The sequence below is a fragment of the Acinetobacter sp. GW821-FHT01C12 genome, from assembly GCF_059422625.1.
The window spans coordinates 21,071-40,211 of the sequence record NZ_JBWKXD010000007.1 but is presented as its reverse complement, the minus strand read 5'-3'; the positions used below and the strand labels follow the sequence as shown (position 1 = coordinate 40,211).

General features: G+C 39.0%; 21 protein-coding genes and 1 pseudogene. 16 read left to right on the top strand and 6 right to left on the bottom strand.

The features are described 5' to 3' along the window. Positions 1 to 2 precede the first annotated feature (2 nt). A complete protein-coding gene (locus AC07WY_RS15335; RefSeq protein WP_262087377.1) occupies positions 3 to 1,025 on the bottom strand; it encodes a ferredoxin reductase in 1,023 nt (340 codons plus the stop codon). Positions 1,026 to 1,199: 174 nt separating this feature from the next. On the opposite strand from AC07WY_RS15335, the gene AC07WY_RS15330 reads away from it, so the two are divergent. Then, positions 1,200 to 1,844 (top strand): TetR family transcriptional regulator, encoded by a 645-nt coding sequence (locus AC07WY_RS15330; RefSeq protein ID WP_209828850.1) that lies wholly within the window; start codon positions 1,200 to 1,202, stop codon positions 1,842 to 1,844. 81 nt (positions 1,845 to 1,925) lie between these two features. Here AC07WY_RS15330 and AC07WY_RS15325 read toward each other — a convergent pair whose 3' ends face one another. After that, a complete protein-coding gene (locus AC07WY_RS15325; protein ID WP_004723532.1) occupies positions 1,926 to 2,543 on the bottom strand; it encodes a thiol:disulfide interchange protein DsbA/DsbL in 618 nt (205 codons plus the stop codon). Between the two features lie 229 nt (positions 2,544 to 2,772). Here AC07WY_RS15325 and ubiG point away from each other — a divergent pair, with 229 nt between their 5' ends. From ubiG to AC07WY_RS15255, 14 genes are all read left to right on the top strand, one after another. Next, positions 2,773 to 3,486, top strand: a complete 714-nt coding sequence (gene ubiG, locus AC07WY_RS15320) for a bifunctional 2-polyprenyl-6-hydroxyphenol methylase/3-demethylubiquinol 3-O-methyltransferase UbiG (protein ID WP_004723533.1) — start codon at positions 2,773 to 2,775, stop codon at positions 3,484 to 3,486. Further along, positions 3,483 to 4,157, top strand: a complete 675-nt coding sequence (locus tag AC07WY_RS15315) for an HAD family hydrolase (protein WP_262087379.1) — start codon at positions 3,483 to 3,485, stop codon at positions 4,155 to 4,157. The genes ubiG and AC07WY_RS15315 overlap by 4 nt, the downstream gene beginning before the upstream one ends. A 261-nt stretch (positions 4,158 to 4,418) precedes the next feature. Further along, a complete protein-coding gene (locus AC07WY_RS15310; RefSeq protein WP_004723535.1) occupies positions 4,419 to 5,165 on the top strand; it encodes a YciK family oxidoreductase in 747 nt (248 codons plus the stop codon). 226 nt (positions 5,166 to 5,391) lie between these two features. After that, positions 5,392 to 5,547 carry a hypothetical protein gene (locus tag AC07WY_RS15305; RefSeq protein WP_262087380.1) on the top strand — a complete coding sequence of 52 codons (156 nt, stop codon included), beginning with the start codon at positions 5,392 to 5,394 and terminating at the stop codon, positions 5,545 to 5,547. Between the two features lie 281 nt (positions 5,548 to 5,828). Beyond that, positions 5,829 to 6,230, top strand: coding sequence for an RcnB family protein (locus tag AC07WY_RS15300; RefSeq protein ID WP_004723537.1), 402 nt, complete (start codon positions 5,829 to 5,831; stop codon positions 6,228 to 6,230). Between the two features lie 206 nt (positions 6,231 to 6,436). Beyond that, positions 6,437 to 6,733: an RcnB family protein gene (locus AC07WY_RS15295; RefSeq protein ID WP_494736643.1), complete on the top strand. Its 297-nt coding sequence runs from the start codon at positions 6,437 to 6,439 to the stop codon at positions 6,731 to 6,733. A gap of 193 nt (positions 6,734 to 6,926) precedes the next feature. Next, on the top strand, positions 6,927 to 7,289 hold the full coding sequence (locus AC07WY_RS15290) for an RcnB family protein (RefSeq protein ID WP_419309819.1): 363 nt from the start codon (positions 6,927 to 6,929) through the stop codon (positions 7,287 to 7,289). A gap of 684 nt (positions 7,290 to 7,973) precedes the next feature. Continuing rightward, the gene (gene argA, locus AC07WY_RS15285; protein WP_056518239.1) at positions 7,974 to 9,329 is read left to right on the top strand and encodes an amino-acid N-acetyltransferase; all 1,356 of its coding nucleotides are present in this window, start codon (positions 7,974 to 7,976) and stop codon (positions 9,327 to 9,329) included. 335 nt (positions 9,330 to 9,664) lie between these two features. Then, positions 9,665 to 10,624 (top strand): sulfonate ABC transporter substrate-binding protein, encoded by a 960-nt coding sequence (locus tag AC07WY_RS15280; RefSeq protein WP_105714170.1) that lies wholly within the window; start codon positions 9,665 to 9,667, stop codon positions 10,622 to 10,624. A 94-nt stretch (positions 10,625 to 10,718) separates the two neighbouring features. Further along, positions 10,719 to 11,651 carry a sulfonate ABC transporter substrate-binding protein gene (locus AC07WY_RS15275; protein WP_085942780.1) on the top strand — a complete coding sequence of 311 codons (933 nt, stop codon included), beginning with the start codon at positions 10,719 to 10,721 and terminating at the stop codon, positions 11,649 to 11,651. Positions 11,652 to 11,673: 22 nt separating this feature from the next. Next, complete coding sequence (gene ssuD, locus AC07WY_RS15270; protein WP_004723543.1) at positions 11,674 to 12,843, top strand: FMNH2-dependent alkanesulfonate monooxygenase; 1,170 nt, start codon at positions 11,674 to 11,676, stop codon at positions 12,841 to 12,843. Further along, on the top strand, positions 12,840 to 13,661 hold the full coding sequence (gene ssuC / locus AC07WY_RS15265; protein ID WP_494736642.1) for an aliphatic sulfonate ABC transporter permease SsuC: 822 nt from the start codon (positions 12,840 to 12,842) through the stop codon (positions 13,659 to 13,661). The genes ssuD and ssuC overlap by 4 nt, the downstream gene beginning before the upstream one ends. 9 nt (positions 13,662 to 13,670) lie before the next feature. Continuing rightward, entirely contained in the window at positions 13,671 to 14,468 is a 798-nt protein-coding gene (locus AC07WY_RS15260; protein ID WP_262087387.1) for an ATP-binding cassette domain-containing protein, read from the top strand. 859 nt (positions 14,469 to 15,327) lie between these two features. Next, positions 15,328 to 15,942 (top strand): TetR/AcrR family transcriptional regulator, encoded by a 615-nt coding sequence (locus AC07WY_RS15255; protein ID WP_016539535.1) that lies wholly within the window; start codon positions 15,328 to 15,330, stop codon positions 15,940 to 15,942. A 103-nt stretch (positions 15,943 to 16,045) separates the two neighbouring features. On the opposite strand, the gene AC07WY_RS15250 is transcribed toward AC07WY_RS15255, so the two are convergent. Further along, positions 16,046 to 16,612, bottom strand: coding sequence for a 5'-methylthioadenosine/S-adenosylhomocysteine nucleosidase family protein (locus tag AC07WY_RS15250; protein ID WP_494736641.1), 567 nt, complete (start codon positions 16,610 to 16,612; stop codon positions 16,046 to 16,048). Positions 16,613 to 16,771: 159 nt separating this feature from the next. Here AC07WY_RS15250 and AC07WY_RS15245 point away from each other — a divergent pair, with 159 nt between their 5' ends. After that, entirely contained in the window at positions 16,772 to 17,314 is a 543-nt protein-coding gene (locus AC07WY_RS15245) for an NADPH-dependent FMN reductase (RefSeq protein WP_004723548.1), read from the top strand. A gap of 226 nt (positions 17,315 to 17,540) precedes the next feature. Here the strand turns inward: AC07WY_RS15245 and AC07WY_RS15240 are convergent, their stop codons facing one another. The 3 genes and pseudogenes from AC07WY_RS15240 to AC07WY_RS15230 all read right to left on the bottom strand — a co-directional run. Next, on the bottom strand, positions 17,541 to 17,807 hold the full coding sequence (locus AC07WY_RS15240) for a PAAR domain-containing protein (protein WP_004723549.1): 267 nt from the start codon (positions 17,805 to 17,807) through the stop codon (positions 17,541 to 17,543). A gap of 39 nt (positions 17,808 to 17,846) precedes the next feature. Further along, positions 17,847 to 18,497, bottom strand: coding sequence for an OmpA family protein (locus AC07WY_RS15235; protein WP_434279581.1), 651 nt, complete (start codon positions 18,495 to 18,497; stop codon positions 17,847 to 17,849). A gap of 118 nt (positions 18,498 to 18,615) precedes the next feature. Further along, positions 18,616 to 19,107 (bottom strand): annotated as a pseudogene (locus AC07WY_RS15230) (type VI secretion system-associated protein TagF); the annotation flags it as partial. Between the last annotated feature and the right edge of the window lie 34 nt (positions 19,108 to 19,141).

Below are 19,141 nucleotides of genomic sequence, written 5' to 3'. Positions count from 1 at the left end.
ATTTACAGATTAATGACCACAGGGCTTATCGCTTGGCTGATACACAATTTGATCTGTGTATTTGAAGCATGGTCAATTTCACCTGTCAGCATATTTTTGGTCGAACCACTCACTTTGGTACAAGTACAGGTATTACAAATCCCCATACGACAACCATGAGTTGGCTTTAATCCCGCTTGTTCAGCACTTTCAAGTAGGTTTGATTTCGCAGCAAACTCTTGTTGTGAGCGTAAAAAAACAATCGGTTGTGCTTCTAGGCTTTCATCTACCGCAATCTGGAAATACTCTTGTTTCAAACGATCTGTGATATTCAAATCTTGAAAAATTTGATTGATGCTTTGCATCATTGCACGTGCACCACACGCATAGCTTTGACGCTGCTTGAAATCAGGAACCAAACTTTCCAATAACTCGACAGTTAAATGCTGCTTTTGCTGAGCTGTGTGAATATAGTGATAATTCAACAATGCATATTGCTGATAAAGCTGTTCTAGATCTGTATGAAAAGCCTCATCACGACTAAAATAAATTAAATCAATTGGACGATTTGAATCTTTAAGTGCTTCAAGCAATAAAGAATGGATTGCGGTAATTCCACTGCCTGACGCAATCAATAACAATGGCGATGCATCTTGAGCTAAAACAAAATCACCTTGAGCTTGTGACAACTCAACAATGCTACCAAAAGCCATTTGGCTCAGTGCATTGGAGACTTTACCCTGCTGTTTTACAGCAATGATCAGATCGCCATTATTCAAAAATTTAACCACAGAGTAACTACGTTGTTGACGCACACCCGCAATTTCAACAGTTACAAGAACAGATTGTCCTGCTTTAAACTGTTGATGCTTAAAATTACGATTTGGACGTAATTGAATTTGATAAAAATCAGGGCTTAATGCACGAGTTTTAATAATCGTGGCTTTTACCTTTTTCCAAGCCCAAACAGGATTGATTTTTTCAGCGATAAAATCGACAAAATCCTCACGAACCCATTCTGGCTGATAATGCATATAGCTACTCATGTGACGTTCCTCTTTGTGCTTGCTATTTATTGAGTGAACAAACGTTCTTTTAGTGAACATATGTACACTATAATCATTTTTTAAATTCAGTCAACACCTGTACACTGACATTCGTCGTTTAATTTGTTTTTATTTTTGATAGACTCATCACAACAAAAATCTTTGGATACCAGAATGTCGATACGCGATGAACGAAAACAACAAAGCCGTCAGGCTTTACTTGATGCTGCTTTAACTTTAAGCACATCGGGTCGTTCATTTTCGAGTATCAGTTTGCGAGAAGTTGCCCGTGAAGTCGGTTTGGTTCCAACAGCGTTTTATCGCCATTTCCAAGATATGGATGAATTGGGTAAAGAGCTGGTGGATCAAGTTGCGCTGTATTTAAAGAATGTCCTACATCAATTAGGCAAAGGCCTAGCGCATCCTGAAGCGAAAACCAAAACCAGCATGGCGCTGTTTTTTGAGGCTGTAGACAGCAGTCCGCAACAATGGATTTTTATGATCGCAGAACGTTGGGGTGGTTCAGAGGTAGTACGTAAAGCCATCGCCCGCGAAATTGACTTCCTAAATGATGATCTTGCCAACGCGTTAAAAAAGTTTGAAGTTATCGCAAATTTTCATGATGAAAATGATTTAAAAGTGATCACCAATATTTTGATTAATTTATCTTTTACTTGGGCAATGTCATGGATCAACTTATCTCGACAATACTCAGGCATCGAACTTGAGTTACAAAAAATGGTGCTTAAAAAACAATCGGTGACGCAAATCCGCTTAATTTTTAAAGGCATCGAAAATTGGGATCGAGATAAAGCTTAATTTATCTCACAAACTCCTCCCCTTATATCACTAGCAATAAAAAACCCGCAATTCAATTGCGGGTTTTAAAAACAGCAAAGCTTATTTGGCTTTACGTTCTTTATTGATCAGATAGTCAACAACTTGCGTCACTTTACCATCTTCACCTTGAACCACATATTTACCATTTACCACAACAGCAGGCACCCCTGAAAGCTGGTACTGTTGTGCCAATTGATTTGATTCAGCAATTTTTGCAGTGATCGCAAAAGAACTATACATACTGTTAAATTTCGCCTCAGGCACACCGTACTGAGTAAAGAATTTAGCAAAAGCATCTTTTTGTAGAACTTGCTGATTACCTGCATGATTGGTATGGAATAAAGGCAAATGCGTACGTTTACGTACACCCAATGCTTCACTCACATAATATGCACGAGCACCTTGTTCCCATAATGGATTCATTGCTGCAGGTGTACGGATAAAGTTAACATCTTTAGGGATCTTCTTTAACCACGCTTGCATATGCGGTTCTAATGTAAAGCAGTGAGGGCATCCATACCAAAAAAACTCACGTACTTCAATTTTACCCGGAACTGAAACTTTTCCTGGGTTTTGCACCACGGTATAATCTTTACCTGCAACAAAATCGGCAGCCATGGCATTTACAGAAAACGCCATCACCATGGCAGTCATGCCACCTAAAATAAATTTTTTCATTGACTTTATTGTCCTCGTAGTCATCTCGTATAGCTTATGCATTCACTATAAAACAAATATGGGAAAATCGTTTTCCTTCTGTGAAGTTTTTTACACGATTCATCGCTTTTTCTGGATTTATGGTTACACTAGAGTCTGTTGATATTTCATAAATAGACGAAGTGTTAACAAACACTAGCATAACTGAACTTAATTTTTGATTAAAACAATTTACTTAGAGGTGCCCGGCATGTCGCAACTTAATGTTGATCCACAGGAAATTGCTAAATTTGAAGCACTTGCTGCCTTATGGTGGGATCAACACTCTGAGTTCAGACCTTTACATCAAATCAATCCACTGCGTTTAAACTGGGTTGATGAACATGCCAACGGTCTTACAGGCAAAAAAATTCTTGATGTGGGCTGTGGTGGCGGTATTTTGGCTGAAAGTATGGCACGTCGTGGTGCTGATGTTTTAGGTATCGACATGGGTGCAGCACCATTGAATGTGGCTCGCTTACACGCTGAACAAGAAAATGTTCAAAATATTGAATATCGCCAAGTTCCTGTGGAACAACTCGCAGAAGAACAAGCAGGACAATACGATATTGTTACATGCATGGAAATGTTGGAACACGTTCCTGATCCAGCGTCTATCATCCAAGCGTGTCAAAAGCTAGTTAAACCAAATGGCCATGTGTTTTTCTCAACAATTAACCGTAATCCTAAGTCTTATTTATTCGCAATTATTGGTGCGGAATATGTATTACGTTTATTGAAAAAAGGTACCCATGATTATCATAAATTTATTAAACCGTCTGAACTTGCAGATGACATTCGTAATTCAGGCTTAAAACTTAAAGATATGACAGGCTTACACTATAACCCACTCACAAAGCATTACTGGCTTGCGCCCAATGTTGATGTGAATTACATGGTTTATACTGTGAATGAAGGTGTTTGATGCAAGCTGTTCTTTTTGATTTAGATGGGACACTGATTGATACGGCTGCAGACTTTATCCGTATTATTCAGAATATGTGTCGAGAAGAAGGGCGCGCTGTGGTTGATGCGGATTTGATCCGTACTCAGGTGTCTGAGGGCGCACGTGCAATGGTAAAACTGGTTTATCCTGAACTTGAAGTGGATGATCCAGTCTTTTTAGCGCATCGCCAACGCTTTTTAGATCAGTATGGTGATGACATTGCTGTAGACACAGATCTGTTTGCTGGTATGTATCCACTTTTGGCAGAGTTAGAAAGCCAACAGATCCCTTGGGGTATTGTGACCAATAAACCACGTTGGTTAAGTGAATCACTATTGAACGCATTGAACCTCACACAACGTTGCGCTGTTCTGGTCTGCCCTGAAGATGTCGCTCAGACAAAACCTGATCCTGAGCCGATGTATTTGGCGGCAAAGCAAATTGATATTGCACCTGAACAATGTATCTATGTGGGTGATCATCCGCGAGATATTGATGCAGGACGTAATGCGCAAATGTATACAATCCTCGCAGCATATGGTTATTTACCATTACAGTACAAAGATGATTTAAATGCTTGGCAAGCTGACTGTATCGTAGAGAATGTCGATGAATTACATCAAGTTATTCGAAAACTTGTGAATAGTTAAAGTCCAAGAAAATCATTCAATTTACCCAACAACATGATAAATAACACTGAAACATCTTGAATATGATGTTTCAATGTTTTTATATAGAAGATAGCGCTGTTGGCACTTCGACTTATTTTACGAGAAGCAGTTCTTTTCCAACAGTGCAAAGTAAGACATATAAAATTTAATCATTCTAAATGATGAGAAACATTGTTTAATCGGGTAACGACATTGCGTTCAAAGCCTAAATGACATCATAACAACTATAGGAGGTCTCCCATGAAGTATTCAGAATATCAACCTCGCCCAGATTTATTGAAGGATAAAATTATCCTCATTACGGGTGCGGGAGACGGTATTGGACGTGCAGCTGCGCTCAGCTACGCCTTACACGGCGCAACAGTCGTGTTACATGGTCGCACGCTCAATAAACTTGAAGTCATTTATGATGAAATTGAATCACTTGGTGCCCCGCAACCTGCCATTCTTCCTTTGCAGCTTTCTACTGCCTCTTCACGTGACTATGAACTGCTCGTCGATACTCTAGAGCAACAATTTGGCCGCTTAGATGGTATTTTGCATAATGCCGGAATCTTAGGCGAGCGTGTTGAGTTAGCACATTATCCAGAAGAAGTCTGGGATGATGTCATGGCGGTGAATTTACGTGCACCTTTTGTGCTCACCCAAGAATTACTCCCCTTACTGGAAAAATCTGAAAATGCATCAGTCGTTTTTGCCAGCTCTGGTGTAGGACGCGAAGCACGTGCGCAATGGGGCGCTTACTCGGTTTCAAAAATTGCGATTGAAGCGGTTAGTAAAATATTTGCCAAAGAAAATACTTATCCAAATATCCGTTATAACTGTATCAACCCAGGTGGGACCCGTACCGCTATGCGTGCCAAAGCTTATCCTGATGAGGATCCAAAGGTTTTACCATCACCTGAAGCCATCATGCCTGCTTATCTCTACCTGATGGGAGATGATAGCCTTGCATTGAATGGTGAGAGTATCGACGCACAAGATTAGGGTCTGTTGACATCTCTCTTTCTCCACGCTTTTCGAAGTGTGGAGAAAATCATAAGGGATTCTGTCATTTAAAATATTGGTCATAGAGTCAAAATTAAAATTTAATAAAATCTCATATTAAAATCGTTTTATCCAATAAAAATGATAATTTTATTCAGTTTCTTAAATAAAAACGATTCCTCTATAGTGTTACTCAAGTTAAGCAGATCAATTTGAGGCGTTTTTAATGAAAGATTTAAAACATAAAGTAGAGATGATTCGTTCTATCGAACAATTACAACTTCCAAATCAGTTTATTGAGGCCTTAGATGATGCCCATCAAGCTAAAGAGATGATTAAAGCAATCAATTGTTTAAAGCAGATGAATCAGCAGTGGTATTAATCATTCAGGCTCAATTTATAGCGGGGTCATCTCTCTAAGCCTGCATGCAAGTTTATTTTCATAAATATTTACATTTTTTAGTCACCTATTCCGCTTAAAAAAATTTGCTGCGATGCATTACAGCTCAAAGCTTTGCAATAACCCTTTTCACTTTTACATAAATATGTTTTTATTATGTCTGTCATTTTAAATGAAAAACTGAACTTTCTTCACAGTTTCTCTGCAATTTAGCAGTACAGTAGTGAGGTCAAAATAAACATATTGAATAAGCGAGGACGATTATGAAAAAGATTTTAGCGATCATCGCCATCTCTTTATCAACGCTGTTGACGGCTCAGATCAGCAGTGCAGGTCCTCATTTTGACAATGACAATGGTTTTGATCGTGGCAAAAGTGAGCGTGGAGATCGTGGACGCAATCATCGTGATCGTGGTAATGATGATGATAACATTCAAGAACAACGTCGTGAACGTGAAGAACGTGGTGTAAAACGTTTGCAACAGCACAAATGGCAAATGGGTTATGTAATGCCACAACATTATCGTGGTAATAGTTACAAAGTTGATTATAAAGACGAAAATCTTCCAAAGCCTTCACGTAATCAACAATGGTATAAGATTAACAATGACTATATCTTGGTCGACTCAGACAATAATAATATTGTGAATATCCGAGGGATGTAGTTTTTAAATATTTTGGTTTCATAGGCTCAAACACCTTTTTGTTTGAGCTTTTTTTTGTCTAAATTTCATCATTACAATCTGCTTTTAAAAAGCTCCAGAAATCTCCATAAAATTGACAATTAGATGATATTTCTCCATTTTTTATCTTAACTTAAAGTGTAATTTGAATAATCGGATAAAGCATCCGTCTGAAAAGGTCGATTCAAATGAGAAAAGTTCTAAGCGCAATCACACTATCACTCAGTGCCTTAGTTGCTAGTTCAGCAATGGCTGACTGGGATCATGGTCAAAATCATCGCCCTGTTGCATCACATGAAAAATTTGAATGGCGAGAAGGTGTCATTTTACCTGATCGTTATCATGACAATCGCTATTACGTAAATGATTATCGTGCATACAAAAACCTACATCAACCAGCTAAATTTGAACGCTGGTATAAAGTAGATGGTCGTTATGTACTGGTTAATGAGCGCAATCACCATATTATCCGTGTGATTCGATAATATCCAAACTACAATATTTACAGCCCAAATTCTTTTTTGGGCTTTTTTATTTATGAAAAGAAAAAACCCAATGGGTCTCTTCATCAAGTCTTCATACATTTCACAATTCACCTAAATCTTGCTCACCGTTTATCTCAAATTATTGAGTAATTTGATTAGATCAAAGGACAAAAGTTCAATTCAGGTGAATCAAATGAAAAATATCTTAACGACACTGGCTTTATCAATGAGTGCGCTGATTGCAACGTCTGCGATGGCTGCGCCACATGATTATCATCGAAATGATCACAATCGCTATCAACAAAACCATTGGGATCATAAATATGACAATCGTTGGAATAACAACAACCATTATGACAACCGAGTAAATTCGAGTAAGCGCTGGCGCTCTGGGCAATACTTCCCGACTCAATTCAATTCTTCGCGTTATCATGTCAATTATAAAAACTACCGCCAGTTACCTAAACCTGGAAGATATCAGCAATGGTATAAAGTAAATGGTGATTATGTGCTGGTAAATGAGCGAAATAATCGTATTATTCGTGTGATTGGTTAATGTCTATATTTTAACTTTTAAACCCAACTCAGCTTGGGTTTTTTCACATTTTGAGAATATGATTAAAATCTAATTGATTGGGCAAATAAATAAACTACATACTTTCATTTATATCTCCATAGTTTCTCTATATTTTACGATTAGATTTAATCTGAACTGGTTAATTATTGAATTAGCTAAAAAGGCAAATATCCTCAGTAAATTGTTCAAAATGAAAAGATTAGATTATGTCATTTCAATGAACAGTAATCCTTAAAATATTTGGTTTTTAACTCAATAATCCAATCTGAATCGCAACACTCATATGACCCTTTTGCACTCGTCCTCCCACGTTCGAGTGCTTTTTTTATTGATTAGGGTCTGTTGACATTTCATAAATGGCTTGCGTTGTAGAATAAAATTGAGCAGGCAAGGCAGGAAACGAAGGGAATAGCGAGACTATTTTCGAGTTTCATAACGCAGACTGAGATAATTTTAGCTACAACCTTTCAGGACTAGCGTGTTTTTTGCCGCTACTTCGTTACGATCTACTCATTTAGAATGACTAAATTTCGTATTTCGTGCCTCGTATCACCTAAAAAACCGCGTAGTCGCAAACATAGACGAATTGTCAGCAGACCCTATTATTCTTGCACTATTTTTGTTTAGAATCGCTGTATCGCAATCATCAATACTGAGATAGGCATGCAAACTGACAGTTTAGAAACAATACAAAGCACAACGCAAGAATACGTGCATTGGTTTCGTCACTCTGCTCCCTATATCAATGCCCATCGTGGTAAAACTTTTGTATTGATGTTTGGTGGCGAAGCTGTTGAACATGAAAATTTTCAGCATATTATTCATGATATTGCGCTACTGCATTCATTGGGCATACGACTCATTTTAGTCCACGGCGCCCGCCCGCAAATTACGGCCAACTTGCTTCACAATAAAATTCAAAGCCCAATCCATATCAACCGTCGTGTCACCACACGTGAATCGCTGCCTTGTGTTATGAGTGCCGTTGGTTCGATTCGTCTACAAATCGAAGCATTATTGTCTATGGGGCTAGCCAATTCACCCATGTTTGGCGCACGTATTGATGTGGTCTCAGGTAATTTTGTCACAGCAAAGCCGTATGGCATTCGTGATGGTGTCGATTTCCAACTCACTGGCGAAGTTCGCACGATTGATACTGAAGCCATTCAACGCCATTTAGGCAATCAAAATATTGTATTACTTGGTCCTACTGGGTATTCCACCACGGGTGAAGTATTTAACTTACTTGCAGAAGAAGTTGCGACAAAAACGGCCATTCATATCAAAGCCGATAAATTAATTTTTTTAGGCAATCAACAAGGCTTGATGGATGAATATGGGCAATTGAGACGTGAAATTACCCCACAGCAACTTGATAAACATATTGAAAAATACCAAGATTCAAATTTTGAAATTGCATTGCATTTACACAATGCAAAAGAAGCCTCATTAAAAGGCGTAAATCGCGTTCATCTGCTTTCCTATAGCGATGATGGTGCATTGATTAAAGAGCTCTTCACCCGTGATGGACATGGCACCATGATCACCGATGCCCATTATGAAGAAGTTCGTATGGCAAATATTGGTGATGTTGGCGGTTTAATTAATCTATTACGTCCTCTGGAAGATGAAGGTATTTTAGTCTATCGCTCACGCGAACGTTTAGAAAATGAAATCGAAAAGTTTGCCGTCATTGAGCGAGATGGAACAATTCTCGCCTGTGCAGCGCTCTACCCGATTCCATCAACAGACAATGAAGTGCAATCGGCCGAAATTGCTTGTGTAGCCGTACACCCAAGCTATCGCAAATCTAATCGTGGTAGCCAGATTTTGCATTTCCTAGAAGAAAATGCACGTCAATTGGGTATTCAACAACTGTTTGTATTAACCACGCGAACCGCACACTGGTTCTTAGAGCATGGATTTGAACTGGCCAATGTTGATGATTTACCCGAAGCCCGACAAGCGCTGTATAACTATCAACGTAATTCGATGGTGTTTAAAAAATCAATTGCTTAAAATTGATGAATTTTTTTATTCTCAATCAATTATCACATTTGCTGCTAAGCTTATCGCTATAGATTCCATCAAGCAGGATATTTTCTTATTCTTGAGGGTGGAATCTATATATGGCAATTGAATAATACAAATAACATCATAATTTTCAAATTCTTATAAAATTATATTTTTATAGAATATCCTCTTTATATTTCTCATTTATAGCTAAGCTTAGCAATTAATTATTTATCTGTTTTTTTCATTAGCAATCACTAAAAACTTATTTTTTTGAAAATACAAAGCCTTTTAAGCTGATGCTCATGCCTTTTTCTGACTTTATAGGAGCATCGTGACTCATGGCGAGCTTATTTCAACCTTCGTGGAAAAAAATCACCCTTATAAGTGCTAGCCTTGCCACCATCATGATGCTTACTGGATGCTCAAAACCACAAGAAACCACAACCTTAAATATCGGTTTTCAAAAATATGGGGTCTTGCCCATTATCAAAGCACGTGGCGACTTAGATAAAGCCTTGAAGGAAAAAGGGGTAAATGTGAAATGGGTTGAATTCCCTGCTGGTCCTCAACTGCTAGAAGGTTTAAATGTCGGTAGTGTCGCCTTTGGTGAATCTGGGGAAGCACCGCCTATTTTCGCCCAAGCTGCAAACTCAAATCTGGTCTATGTTGCCAATCAACCTGCTGCACCTTTGGCTGAAGCCTTAATTGTGCCAAAAGATTCAGCCATTCAATCAGTCCAAGATTTAAAAGGTAAGCGTGTAGTTTTGAATAAAGGTTCAAATGTACATTATCTTTTACTCAAAGTTTTAGAAGCAAATCATTTAAAACTTGATGATATTCAAGTGGTCTACCTACCACCAGCTGATGCACGTGCTGCCTTTGAAAAAGGTGCTGTAGATGCTTGGGTCATTTGGGATCCGTTCTTTGCTGCTGCTGAAAAACAACTCAATGCCAAAGTCATTGCGACAGGTCAAAACTTGGTCAATAACCACCAATTCTATTTGGCTGATCGTAAGTTTGCTGAACAACATCCCGATGTTTTAAAAATTGTGGTCAATGAACTGAATACGACAACGCAGTGGGTGTCTCAACATCAAACCGATGCGGCAAAACTCTTAGAAAAACCGACAGGCTTACCGCTTGATATTTTGAATACCTCAATTTCTCGTATGGGTTTTGGTGTGACTCCAATTTCTAACGATGTGGTAAAGAAACAGCAAGCTGTCGCAGATGCTTTTTATCAACAAAAACTCATTCCCAATAAAATCAACATTCAAGCAGCTGTTTTAGCGAATTAATTTCGCCAACAACGCCGTTAAAGAGGACATCAATATGACCCAGCAAATCGCACAACAAAACACAGCCTCATGGTTCAATGCAACGACTCATGCCATGACCACGATGTTGATCTGTAGCGCAATGCTGGGTTCAGCCTCTGTGTGGGCAATCGATCCAACGGTAAAAGAATTACGTATTGGCTTTCAAAAAAGTTCTATTAATTTTGCAATCGCCAAACAACAAAAGCTGTATGAGAAAGAATTCCCAAATGCCAAAATCACTTGGAATGAATTCCCTGCGGGCCCTCAAATTTTAGAAGCCCTTGCTGTAGGTTCGTTGGATGTTGGTGTCACTGGCGATACCCCGCCAGTATATGCTCAAGCTGCGAATAAACCGCTGTACTACATTGCCTATGAAGCAGCCAAGCCGTTGGCTTCGGCAATTTTAGTGCCTAAAGATTCAAAAATCACCAAACTGAATGAATTGAAAGGTAAACGTATTGCGTTACAGAAAGGCTCAAGTGCACATTATTTATTGGTACAAGCTGTCCGTAAAGCTGGTTTGCAATGGTCAGACATTCAACCGATTTGGTTAACCCCTGCTGATGCTCGTGCAGCATTTCAAAAAGGTGCTGTCGATGCTTGGGCAATTTGGGACCCATTCTTTGCTTCTGCCCAAGTCGAAGATCAGGCGCGTATCCTCGCCTCTGGGCAGGGTTTAAGTCCGAATTATACCTTCTATTTGGCATCGCCAGATTTTGTAAAGAAATATCCTCAAGCAGTTAAAGGCATTATCCAGCAAATTAATACTGCTGATAAATGGGTACAAGCCAATCGTGTCGCAACAGCTCAAGCCATCGGGCAAAGCACTGGTTTAAAACCGAAAGTTAGTCAAACTTTTATTGAGCGACGCCCAAGACCTTCGGGTGCAGCACCGCTTTCAGCAAAAGTAATTGCAGATCAGCAACAGCTGGCCAATCGTTTTAGCGAACTCAAAATTATTCCAAATAGCATTGATATCAAACAAGCCGTTTGGACAGCGAAATAATATTTTTCTAAGGATGAATGAAATGAAAATCTTCTGGTTTATTCCTACTCACGGTGACAGTCGTTATTTAGGTACAAGCAAAGGTGCTCGCCAAGTGGACCATGCTTATATGAAACAAATTGCTGTAGCTGTGGATAATTTGGGCTATGAAGGTGTACTCATTCCCACGGGACGTTCATGTGAAGATCCATGGATTACTGCTGCGAGCCTGATTGATGCGACTAAAAATTTAAAATTCTTGGTTGCGTTACGTCCAGGCGTAACAACACCAGCGCTTGCAGCACGTATGGCTGCAACTTTTGATCGTCTATCCAATGGGCGGGTTTTACTCAACCTCGTTACAGGTGGTGATGAGCAAGAATTGAAAGGTGATGGGGTATACGAAGACCACGCTTCACGTTATAAAACAGCAGCTGAATACACCACGATTTGGCGTGAAATTTTAAAACGTTCACATACCGGTGAATCATTTACCTTCCATGGCGAACGTTTAAGTGTAGATGATGCCAAGTTGCTTTATCCACCGATTCAAGCACCTTACCCACCACTCTGGTTTGGGGGCTCTTCTGAAGATGCGATTGAATTGGCTGCTGAGCAAGTTGATACCTATTTGACGTGGGGTGAACCACCTGCTGCGGTCAAAGAAAAAATTGCAGTAGTGAAAGCAAAAGCCGATGCCAAAGGTCGTCAACTTAATTATGGTATTCGTTTACATGTCATTGTTCGCGAAACCAATGAACAAGCATGGCAAGCCGCCAATGAACTGATCCAATATGTAGATGATGCGACGATCGCAGCTGCACAGAAAAAATTTAAACAAATGGATTCCGTCGGTCAGCGCCGTATGGCTGAACTACATAATGGTGATCGTAGTAAGCTTGAAGTATCGCCAAATCTTTGGGCAGGAGTTGGACTCGTTCGTGGTGGTGCAGGTACGGCTTTGGTCGGTGATCCACAAACTGTTGCAGATCGTATCCAAGAATATGCTGATTTAGGTATCAATACCTTTATTTTCTCAGGTTACCCGCATTTAGAAGAATCCATTCGCTTTGCTGAACTAGTATTCCCATTACTGCCGTTGGAAACACGCAAGAAACTCACGCAACCTAATTTGACGGGACCATTTGGCGAAATCGTTGCCAATAACTACACCCCTGAAGAAAATAAAAAACCATTACAGGAGCCTGCATGAATGCCTTAATTAACAATGCTGCTCCAGCCAAAAGCACTGCCGTTTCACGTGGAACGAAACAAATTGGGCAGCGTTTGCTGCCTTGGATTGTGCCGATTTTACTAATTGTCATTTGGCAAATTGCGTCTAAAACAGGATTGCTTGAAAACCGCGTTTTGCCTGCACCGACAGCGGTAGTCTCTGCGTTTTGGACACTTTTAGTCAGCGGTGAGCTTTGGCAGCACGTCAAAGTCAGTGCTGGACGTGCGCTACTTGGCCTCTTAGTTGGTGGTGGGCTCGGTCTATTTTTGGGACTGCTCAATGGTTCATCAAAAGTTGCATCCAACTTATTGGATACCACCTTACAAATGATCCGAAATATTCCAGCGTTGGCGCTGATTCCATTGGTTATTTTATGGTTTGGAATTGATGAATCTGCAAAACTCTTTTTAGTGGCTGTTGGTGTGTTTTTCCCGATCTATATCAATACCTATCATGGGATTCGTTCAGTTGATCCTCAATTGATTGAAATGGGAAAAAGCTATGGGTTAAGCAGATGGCAATTGTATAAAGACATTATTTTACCGGGCGCAATGCCTTCAATTTTAGTGGGTTTACGCTTTTCACTGGGGTTGGTCTGGGTACTGCTGATTGTGGCAGAGACAATTTCCGCACAATCTGGAATTGGTTATATGACCATGAATGCGCGTGAGTTTTTACAAACAGATATCGTGCTAGTGGGTATCTTGTTGTATGCCCTTTTAGGCAAACTTGCCGATGTTTTTGCACAATTTTTAGAAAAATACCTATTGCGTTGGCACGCAGGTTATCAAAAATAGGAGTCTGATATGACCGATTTAAGCATTAGCCAATATGCCAATGACTTGGTGGCACCAGCCGAGATTATTGAAGAACAACAAGCAAAAATTGGTGCCGAAATTTCGATCGAACAACTGCATAAATATTATGGCGAAGTTAAAGTTCTTGAGGACTTAGATTTAAACATTGAAGCAGGTGAATTCGTTGCAATTGTGGGACGTAGTGGTTGTGGTAAAAGTACCCTACTGCGTTTAATTGCCGATTTAGAACAACCCAGTTATGGTGAAATCAAATTTAAATCTTTATTAAATTTCCGTGAAGGGATCATTGCAGATGATATTCGGGTGATGTTCCAAGATCCACGCTTATTGCCATGGAAAAGTATTCTAAAAAATGTGCAATTGGGTCTAGCCAAAAACCAATTTTCTAAAGCTGAGCAATTATTAGAAAAGGTCGGATTAAAGGAGAAATCTGGACTTTGGCCATCACAGCTTTCTGGTGGACAACGTCAACGAACGGCGCTTGCTCGTGCTTTGTCACATACACCACGAGTCTTATTACTGGATGAACCTTTAGGTGCTTTAGATGCATTGACGCGACTAGAAATGCAGAATTTAATTGAAAAGTTATGGTTAGAACAAGGCTTTACCACCATTCTGGTTACCCATGATGTTAGTGAAGCGGTTCAACTCGCAGATCGTATTATTCTTTTGGATAAAGGACATATTGCGCAACAGTTTCAAGTCGATTTACCACGTCCACGTCAAAAAGGTGTGGCATTTGCAGAACTTGAACAACAGGTACTCAGTGCTGTGCTTGCGACATAAACAGCAACAAAAGACCCTTTTGTTGGCAACGCAAGGTATTGTCGGGCAGAATATTTTTGTCTTTACATATTAGGGTTTGCTGACAATTCGTCTATGTTTGCGACTACGTGTATTTTTTAGTCGATACTAGGCGCGAAATACGAAATTTAGTCATTCTAAATGATGAGAAACATCGTTTCGCAAGGTAACGAAGTAGCGGCAAAAAACACACAAGTCCCCCGCTGCGCCTTGCGCTGCAAACAAAGCAGTGCTTTGTTCTTGCTCAGGGTTGTGGCTAAAATTATCTCAGTCTTCGTTATGAAACTCGAAAATAGTCTCGCTATTCTCATTCATGCTTTACGACGTATACGTCTCATGCTCAATTTTAACCTACAACGCAAACCATTTATGAAATGCCAACAAACCCCAACCTTGCGGAACCATGTTGCTGATCTTGAATAATTAAATCGAATATTTTGTCGTTTTGATCGGATAGAAAATGTTCGCTGTCACAAATATGTTTAAGTTTTCAACTGTTTCTATTGATTAAAAATGAGCTGGGTATTTTAAAGCAAGTCAGTTTTCTTAAATGAAAATTAAATCATGTTATTTAAGATTATCTAATTTTTAAATTAACTCAAAAATTAACCTTATACTAAAAAATGTCACAAAATTTAAATATTAAGTCATAACTGACAGAATTTTAAAATAAGATTTGCTCCAGTTTAGTGCAAAATTAGATAATAGGGATCTACGATCGACTTAATAATAAAACTTCATCATTATTTATCAGAAATATACCAAAATAATGCTGCTTTCTGTGCACAAATCAAACATTTTACCGTACAATTTAATAATCAGTTTTTCGATTAAAGATGCGATGGAACAAAAAAAGAGTGCTCAAAAACGCCAGCAGCTGCTCAATGCTGCACTTGACGTATTTTCTGTCTATGGTTTCAACGGCGCAAGTCTAGATGAAATCGCTCAATTAGCAGATATGCATAAATCCAATATTTTCTACTACTATGAAAATAAAGAAGCCTTATATGTTGAAGTGCTAACAACAGTTATGCAGAAATGGTTAGCACCGTTGCAGTCGCTTGAGTCAGAATTGGAACCGACAGAGGCTTTGTCACATTACATCATGACCAAAATTGAAATCTCTAGAACTCAGCCTAAAGCTTCAAAACTTTTCGCGTTAGAAGTGATTCAAGGCGCACCACATATTTTACCGATCCTCAAAGGCCCGCTTAAAAAGCTCTTTAAACGCAAAGCCAAAGTGATTTTAAACTGGCAGGCGCAAGGTAAAATATCAGATCAAATCGATGCTGAATTGCTGATTATTAATATTTGGGCATTGACTCAAAATTATGCAGACTTTAGTACTCAAATCGAAATGGTGACTGGTAAAACTTTGCGTAATAAAAGTATGTGTCAACGCGCAATTGAACATACAATCCATATGACTTTATATGGTGTGTTACCGCGCAATTAATCATCCAATATACTTATTGGTTATTTTGGCAAACGGCCATAGAGTTCTATGGTCGCCAAGACTCAATTTTAAACTTTATATAATACTCAAACAAACTAAGTCTTTAATAAATAGACTGATATAGTTTTAACAACTTTTGTGCACCCAATAATAAATTATCTTCCCAATCTAAATGTGCGGTGTCATTTGCACCATCTGTAATGTATTTAATCGAAACTAAACGCACATCTAATTTTTTACAGACTTTAGCCAGTGCATAGCCTTCCATATCGACCAAGTTACAGCTCACTTTGGGTTGTCCTGTTTCAAAACTATCCCCTGTACCACAAATACCCTGCGCTAAATGTGGAAAATACGATTCTAAATGAATTTCGCCTGGAAAATGCTCATCCATTGGCGTAACGCCCACATCAAAACCGAGTGGGGAAACATCCATATCACGTTGCACAAAGGTTTTTACCTCAATCAACTCATGGGCATCAAAGAAAGAACTTCCTGCACTACCTAAATTCAGTATGGTTTTACAGCCGGTTTTTTGAATAACATCGAATGCCGTATAGGCTGCATTAATCTTGCCAATCCCGCTATAGTGGACAGTGATACCTGCTTGTTCAAATAACCCTTTAGATTCATTGGGTAAAGCCATAATCAGTGCAATGTCGTCTTTCATATCGATTCAGAATTAAAATTTTACTTATTAGAATGGAAATTCAAATCCTGATCAATCTTATTGTTAACTCAAAATTTTAAAATCATATACAAATCACTACTGTACCTATGACCTTGATTGCGCATAATGTTTTAATAGAAAAAATAGAGATGAAAATAAATGAATATCCAAATCATCGTGGGCAGTATTCGAGAAGGTCGTGTTGCCATTAAAGTCGCAGAATGGTTGCTTAAAGAAATCCAAAAACTCGACTTTAGTACCCTCAATGTTGAAATTGTAGATTTAAAAGAATGGGATTTGCCTTTCTTTGCCGGGAAAAATTCACCCGCCTCAGGAATCTATGATCAGCCCAAACAGCAAGAATGGGCGAAAAAAGTTGCTTCTGGAGATGCGTTTATTTTCATTACCCCAGAATACAATCACGGCTATAGTCCTGTACTGAAAAATGCCATCGACTTCGTTTATAAAGAATGGCAAAGCAAACCTTCGGCTTTTGTCAGTTATGGCGGTACCAACGGTTCACGTTCAATTGATCAAATCAAACAAGTCTGTGCTTTTATTGGCATGATTGACTCTAATGCAGTCATTGAACTGCGAGATATTGGGCAACGTGGTAAGAGTGAAACCTTTGAGGGAAATGAGTTTGATAATAAAGCAGTCAAGTCTGTGGTAAACAAACTCATCCAATATGCCAATGTCTAAAATCACATTGTACGCTTTAGCTTACATCACTTGCATGCATTGACGGCTAGGGAAGTTGAAGCAAATCCCCTATTCTATAGCCATAGGGAACAGGAAGTTTCCCAGACATAAAACAATAATAATCGGTCTGTACATCAGGAAGTGAGGTAGAACAGGAGTTTACCTAGCGAACCAATACGAAAAAGCCCCGTCAGGATGATGGGGCTTTTTTTATACGCTGAACTATTTAATTTTGCCCGACGGTTAATGACTGATCACCAATACATTTGCATCCGCAAGATAAAGGTGAATTATGCTGAGCAGCAGGCTTTCCCATCACCAACATATGATTATCACCTGCAACAATGCTGGCGACACATTTATGCTTGGGACAAGTCGCCTTATCGCCTACACACGCAATCGCTTTACCATCAATCAGAAAAGAAGACTGTGCAGAAATAATTTTTCCACCACCTGTCGTGGGTGACCCTAACGTGATATATGGAAGTGCCATAGTGCCTACCTTTTATTGTTTTGTTATGGAATAAAAAATTTATAAAACATCGAACTCAATACGGCGGTTCTTTTTACGCCCATCTTCAGTTGCATTATCAGCAACCGGTTTGGTTGAACCTAGACCAGCTGTGCTTAAACGAGTCGGTGCAATGCCTTTCGTCGTTAAATACTGCTTCACCGCTTCAGCACGTTGCAAACTCAAATCCTGATTCTTTTGTGGATTACCTTGGCTGTCAGTATGCCCCACAATTTTAACATTTTTACCTTGGACTTTATTTAATGCAACCACCATCTCGTCTAAGATTTGTGTACCTGTTGGGGTAAGTACAGCTTTGCCAGATTCAAACTCAATAATTCGATTTTTTAGGGCATTATCAATCACAGATTGCTCAGCAGCATTCACTGAAATTTGAGAATTAAATCGATAAGGTGGCTGAACTAAGGATTGGAATAAACTGGTGGTTGGCTGAATATCAGTTTGCACACCCATTTTCCCAACCAACTCAACTTGCGTACCTCGTACAGAAAGCTTACCTTGGCTAATCTTCTTTAAATCTGGGGTAATCACACGTGTAACCGAATCACTCCAGCCATTTGGTGCGGATACGGCTCGAATTTGGATTTTATCAACAACTTGATCATCACCATAAACCGCTTTTAATTTCGCCAAGATTGCTTGTTTGGTCATGTCATTCGGCACAGCACCTTCAACCACAATCGGTGCAGCAAACACATTGAATGAACAAAATAAGCTAGAAATAAGCGCAAATTTTTTCAATATTTTGACTTGTTTATTTTTCATATCATTATTCATCTATAAATGTTTGTCTAAAAATTTTCATGCCTTGAACCAGACTCAATTGACGTTCGCATAAAGACTGTTCAAGTGCTGCTAGACCTGCATTCTGTTCCAAATAGGCATCAATCCATAATGGTTTGACCAAAGATACCCAATGATCATTTTGCATATTTTGAGTGAAAATATTACTTAAAGCCGTGATATCTGCCCCTTGGAATCCAAATAATAAAATTGGAGACTCTTGGTGAAGAATACCAATCAAGATCTCTGTATTACTTTTTTCTAAAAAGCGTCCGATTAAGTTGACCCAGAATGCGGCAATTTCATAGCAATAATTATGATTATTAATCGGTAAAATAAGCACCTTAGATAACTTACTGGTACCGTGTTTAAGCACAGGCTGTAACAATAAGCCCAAACCCAGCATACTCTGCGCCAATTCATAAGGTGTGATCTTCATCATTTGTGCAAATGAATGCATGGTATGATTTTCAAAAAAATCCTGCGTTTTTAATTCAGGCAAGACCTGTATT

Excerpts from the sequence above, each read along its gene's own strand:
- AC07WY_RS15335 (WP_262087377.1), bottom strand. The coding sequence starts at position 1,025 with ATGAGTAGCTATATGCATTATCAGCCAGAATGGGTTCGTGAGGATTTT.
- AC07WY_RS15330 (WP_209828850.1), top strand. The coding sequence starts at position 1,200 with ATGTCGATACGCGATGAACGAAAACAACAAAGCCGTCAGGCTTTACTT.
- AC07WY_RS15325 (WP_004723532.1), bottom strand. The coding sequence starts at position 2,543 with ATGAAAAAATTTATTTTAGGTGGCATGACTGCCATGGTGATGGCGTTT.
- ubiG (WP_004723533.1), top strand. The coding sequence starts at position 2,773 with ATGTCGCAACTTAATGTTGATCCACAGGAAATTGCTAAATTTGAAGCA.
- AC07WY_RS15310 (WP_004723535.1), top strand. The coding sequence starts at position 4,419 with ATGAAGTATTCAGAATATCAACCTCGCCCAGATTTATTGAAGGATAAA.
- AC07WY_RS15305 (WP_262087380.1), top strand. The coding sequence starts at position 5,392 with ATGAAAGATTTAAAACATAAAGTAGAGATGATTCGTTCTATCGAACAA.
- AC07WY_RS15300 (WP_004723537.1), top strand. The coding sequence starts at position 5,829 with ATGAAAAAGATTTTAGCGATCATCGCCATCTCTTTATCAACGCTGTTG.
- AC07WY_RS15295 (WP_494736643.1), top strand. The coding sequence starts at position 6,437 with ATGAGAAAAGTTCTAAGCGCAATCACACTATCACTCAGTGCCTTAGTT.
- AC07WY_RS15290 (WP_419309819.1), top strand. The coding sequence starts at position 6,927 with ATGAAAAATATCTTAACGACACTGGCTTTATCAATGAGTGCGCTGATT.
- argA (WP_056518239.1), top strand. The coding sequence starts at position 7,974 with ATGCAAACTGACAGTTTAGAAACAATACAAAGCACAACGCAAGAATAC.
- AC07WY_RS15280 (WP_105714170.1), top strand. The coding sequence starts at position 9,665 with ATGGCGAGCTTATTTCAACCTTCGTGGAAAAAAATCACCCTTATAAGT.
- AC07WY_RS15275 (WP_085942780.1), top strand. The coding sequence starts at position 10,719 with ATGACCACGATGTTGATCTGTAGCGCAATGCTGGGTTCAGCCTCTGTG.
- ssuD (WP_004723543.1), top strand. The coding sequence starts at position 11,674 with ATGAAAATCTTCTGGTTTATTCCTACTCACGGTGACAGTCGTTATTTA.
- ssuC (WP_494736642.1), top strand. The coding sequence starts at position 12,840 with ATGAATGCCTTAATTAACAATGCTGCTCCAGCCAAAAGCACTGCCGTT.
- AC07WY_RS15260 (WP_262087387.1), top strand. The coding sequence starts at position 13,671 with ATGACCGATTTAAGCATTAGCCAATATGCCAATGACTTGGTGGCACCA.
- AC07WY_RS15255 (WP_016539535.1), top strand. The coding sequence starts at position 15,328 with ATGGAACAAAAAAAGAGTGCTCAAAAACGCCAGCAGCTGCTCAATGCT.
- AC07WY_RS15250 (WP_494736641.1), bottom strand. The coding sequence starts at position 16,612 with ATGAAAGACGACATTGCACTGATTATGGCTTTACCCAATGAATCTAAA.
- AC07WY_RS15245 (WP_004723548.1), top strand. The coding sequence starts at position 16,772 with ATGAATATCCAAATCATCGTGGGCAGTATTCGAGAAGGTCGTGTTGCC.
- AC07WY_RS15240 (WP_004723549.1), bottom strand. The coding sequence starts at position 17,807 with ATGGCACTTCCATATATCACGTTAGGGTCACCCACGACAGGTGGTGGA.
- AC07WY_RS15235 (WP_434279581.1), bottom strand. The coding sequence starts at position 18,497 with ATGACCAAACAAGCAATCTTGGCGAAATTAAAAGCGGTTTATGGTGAT.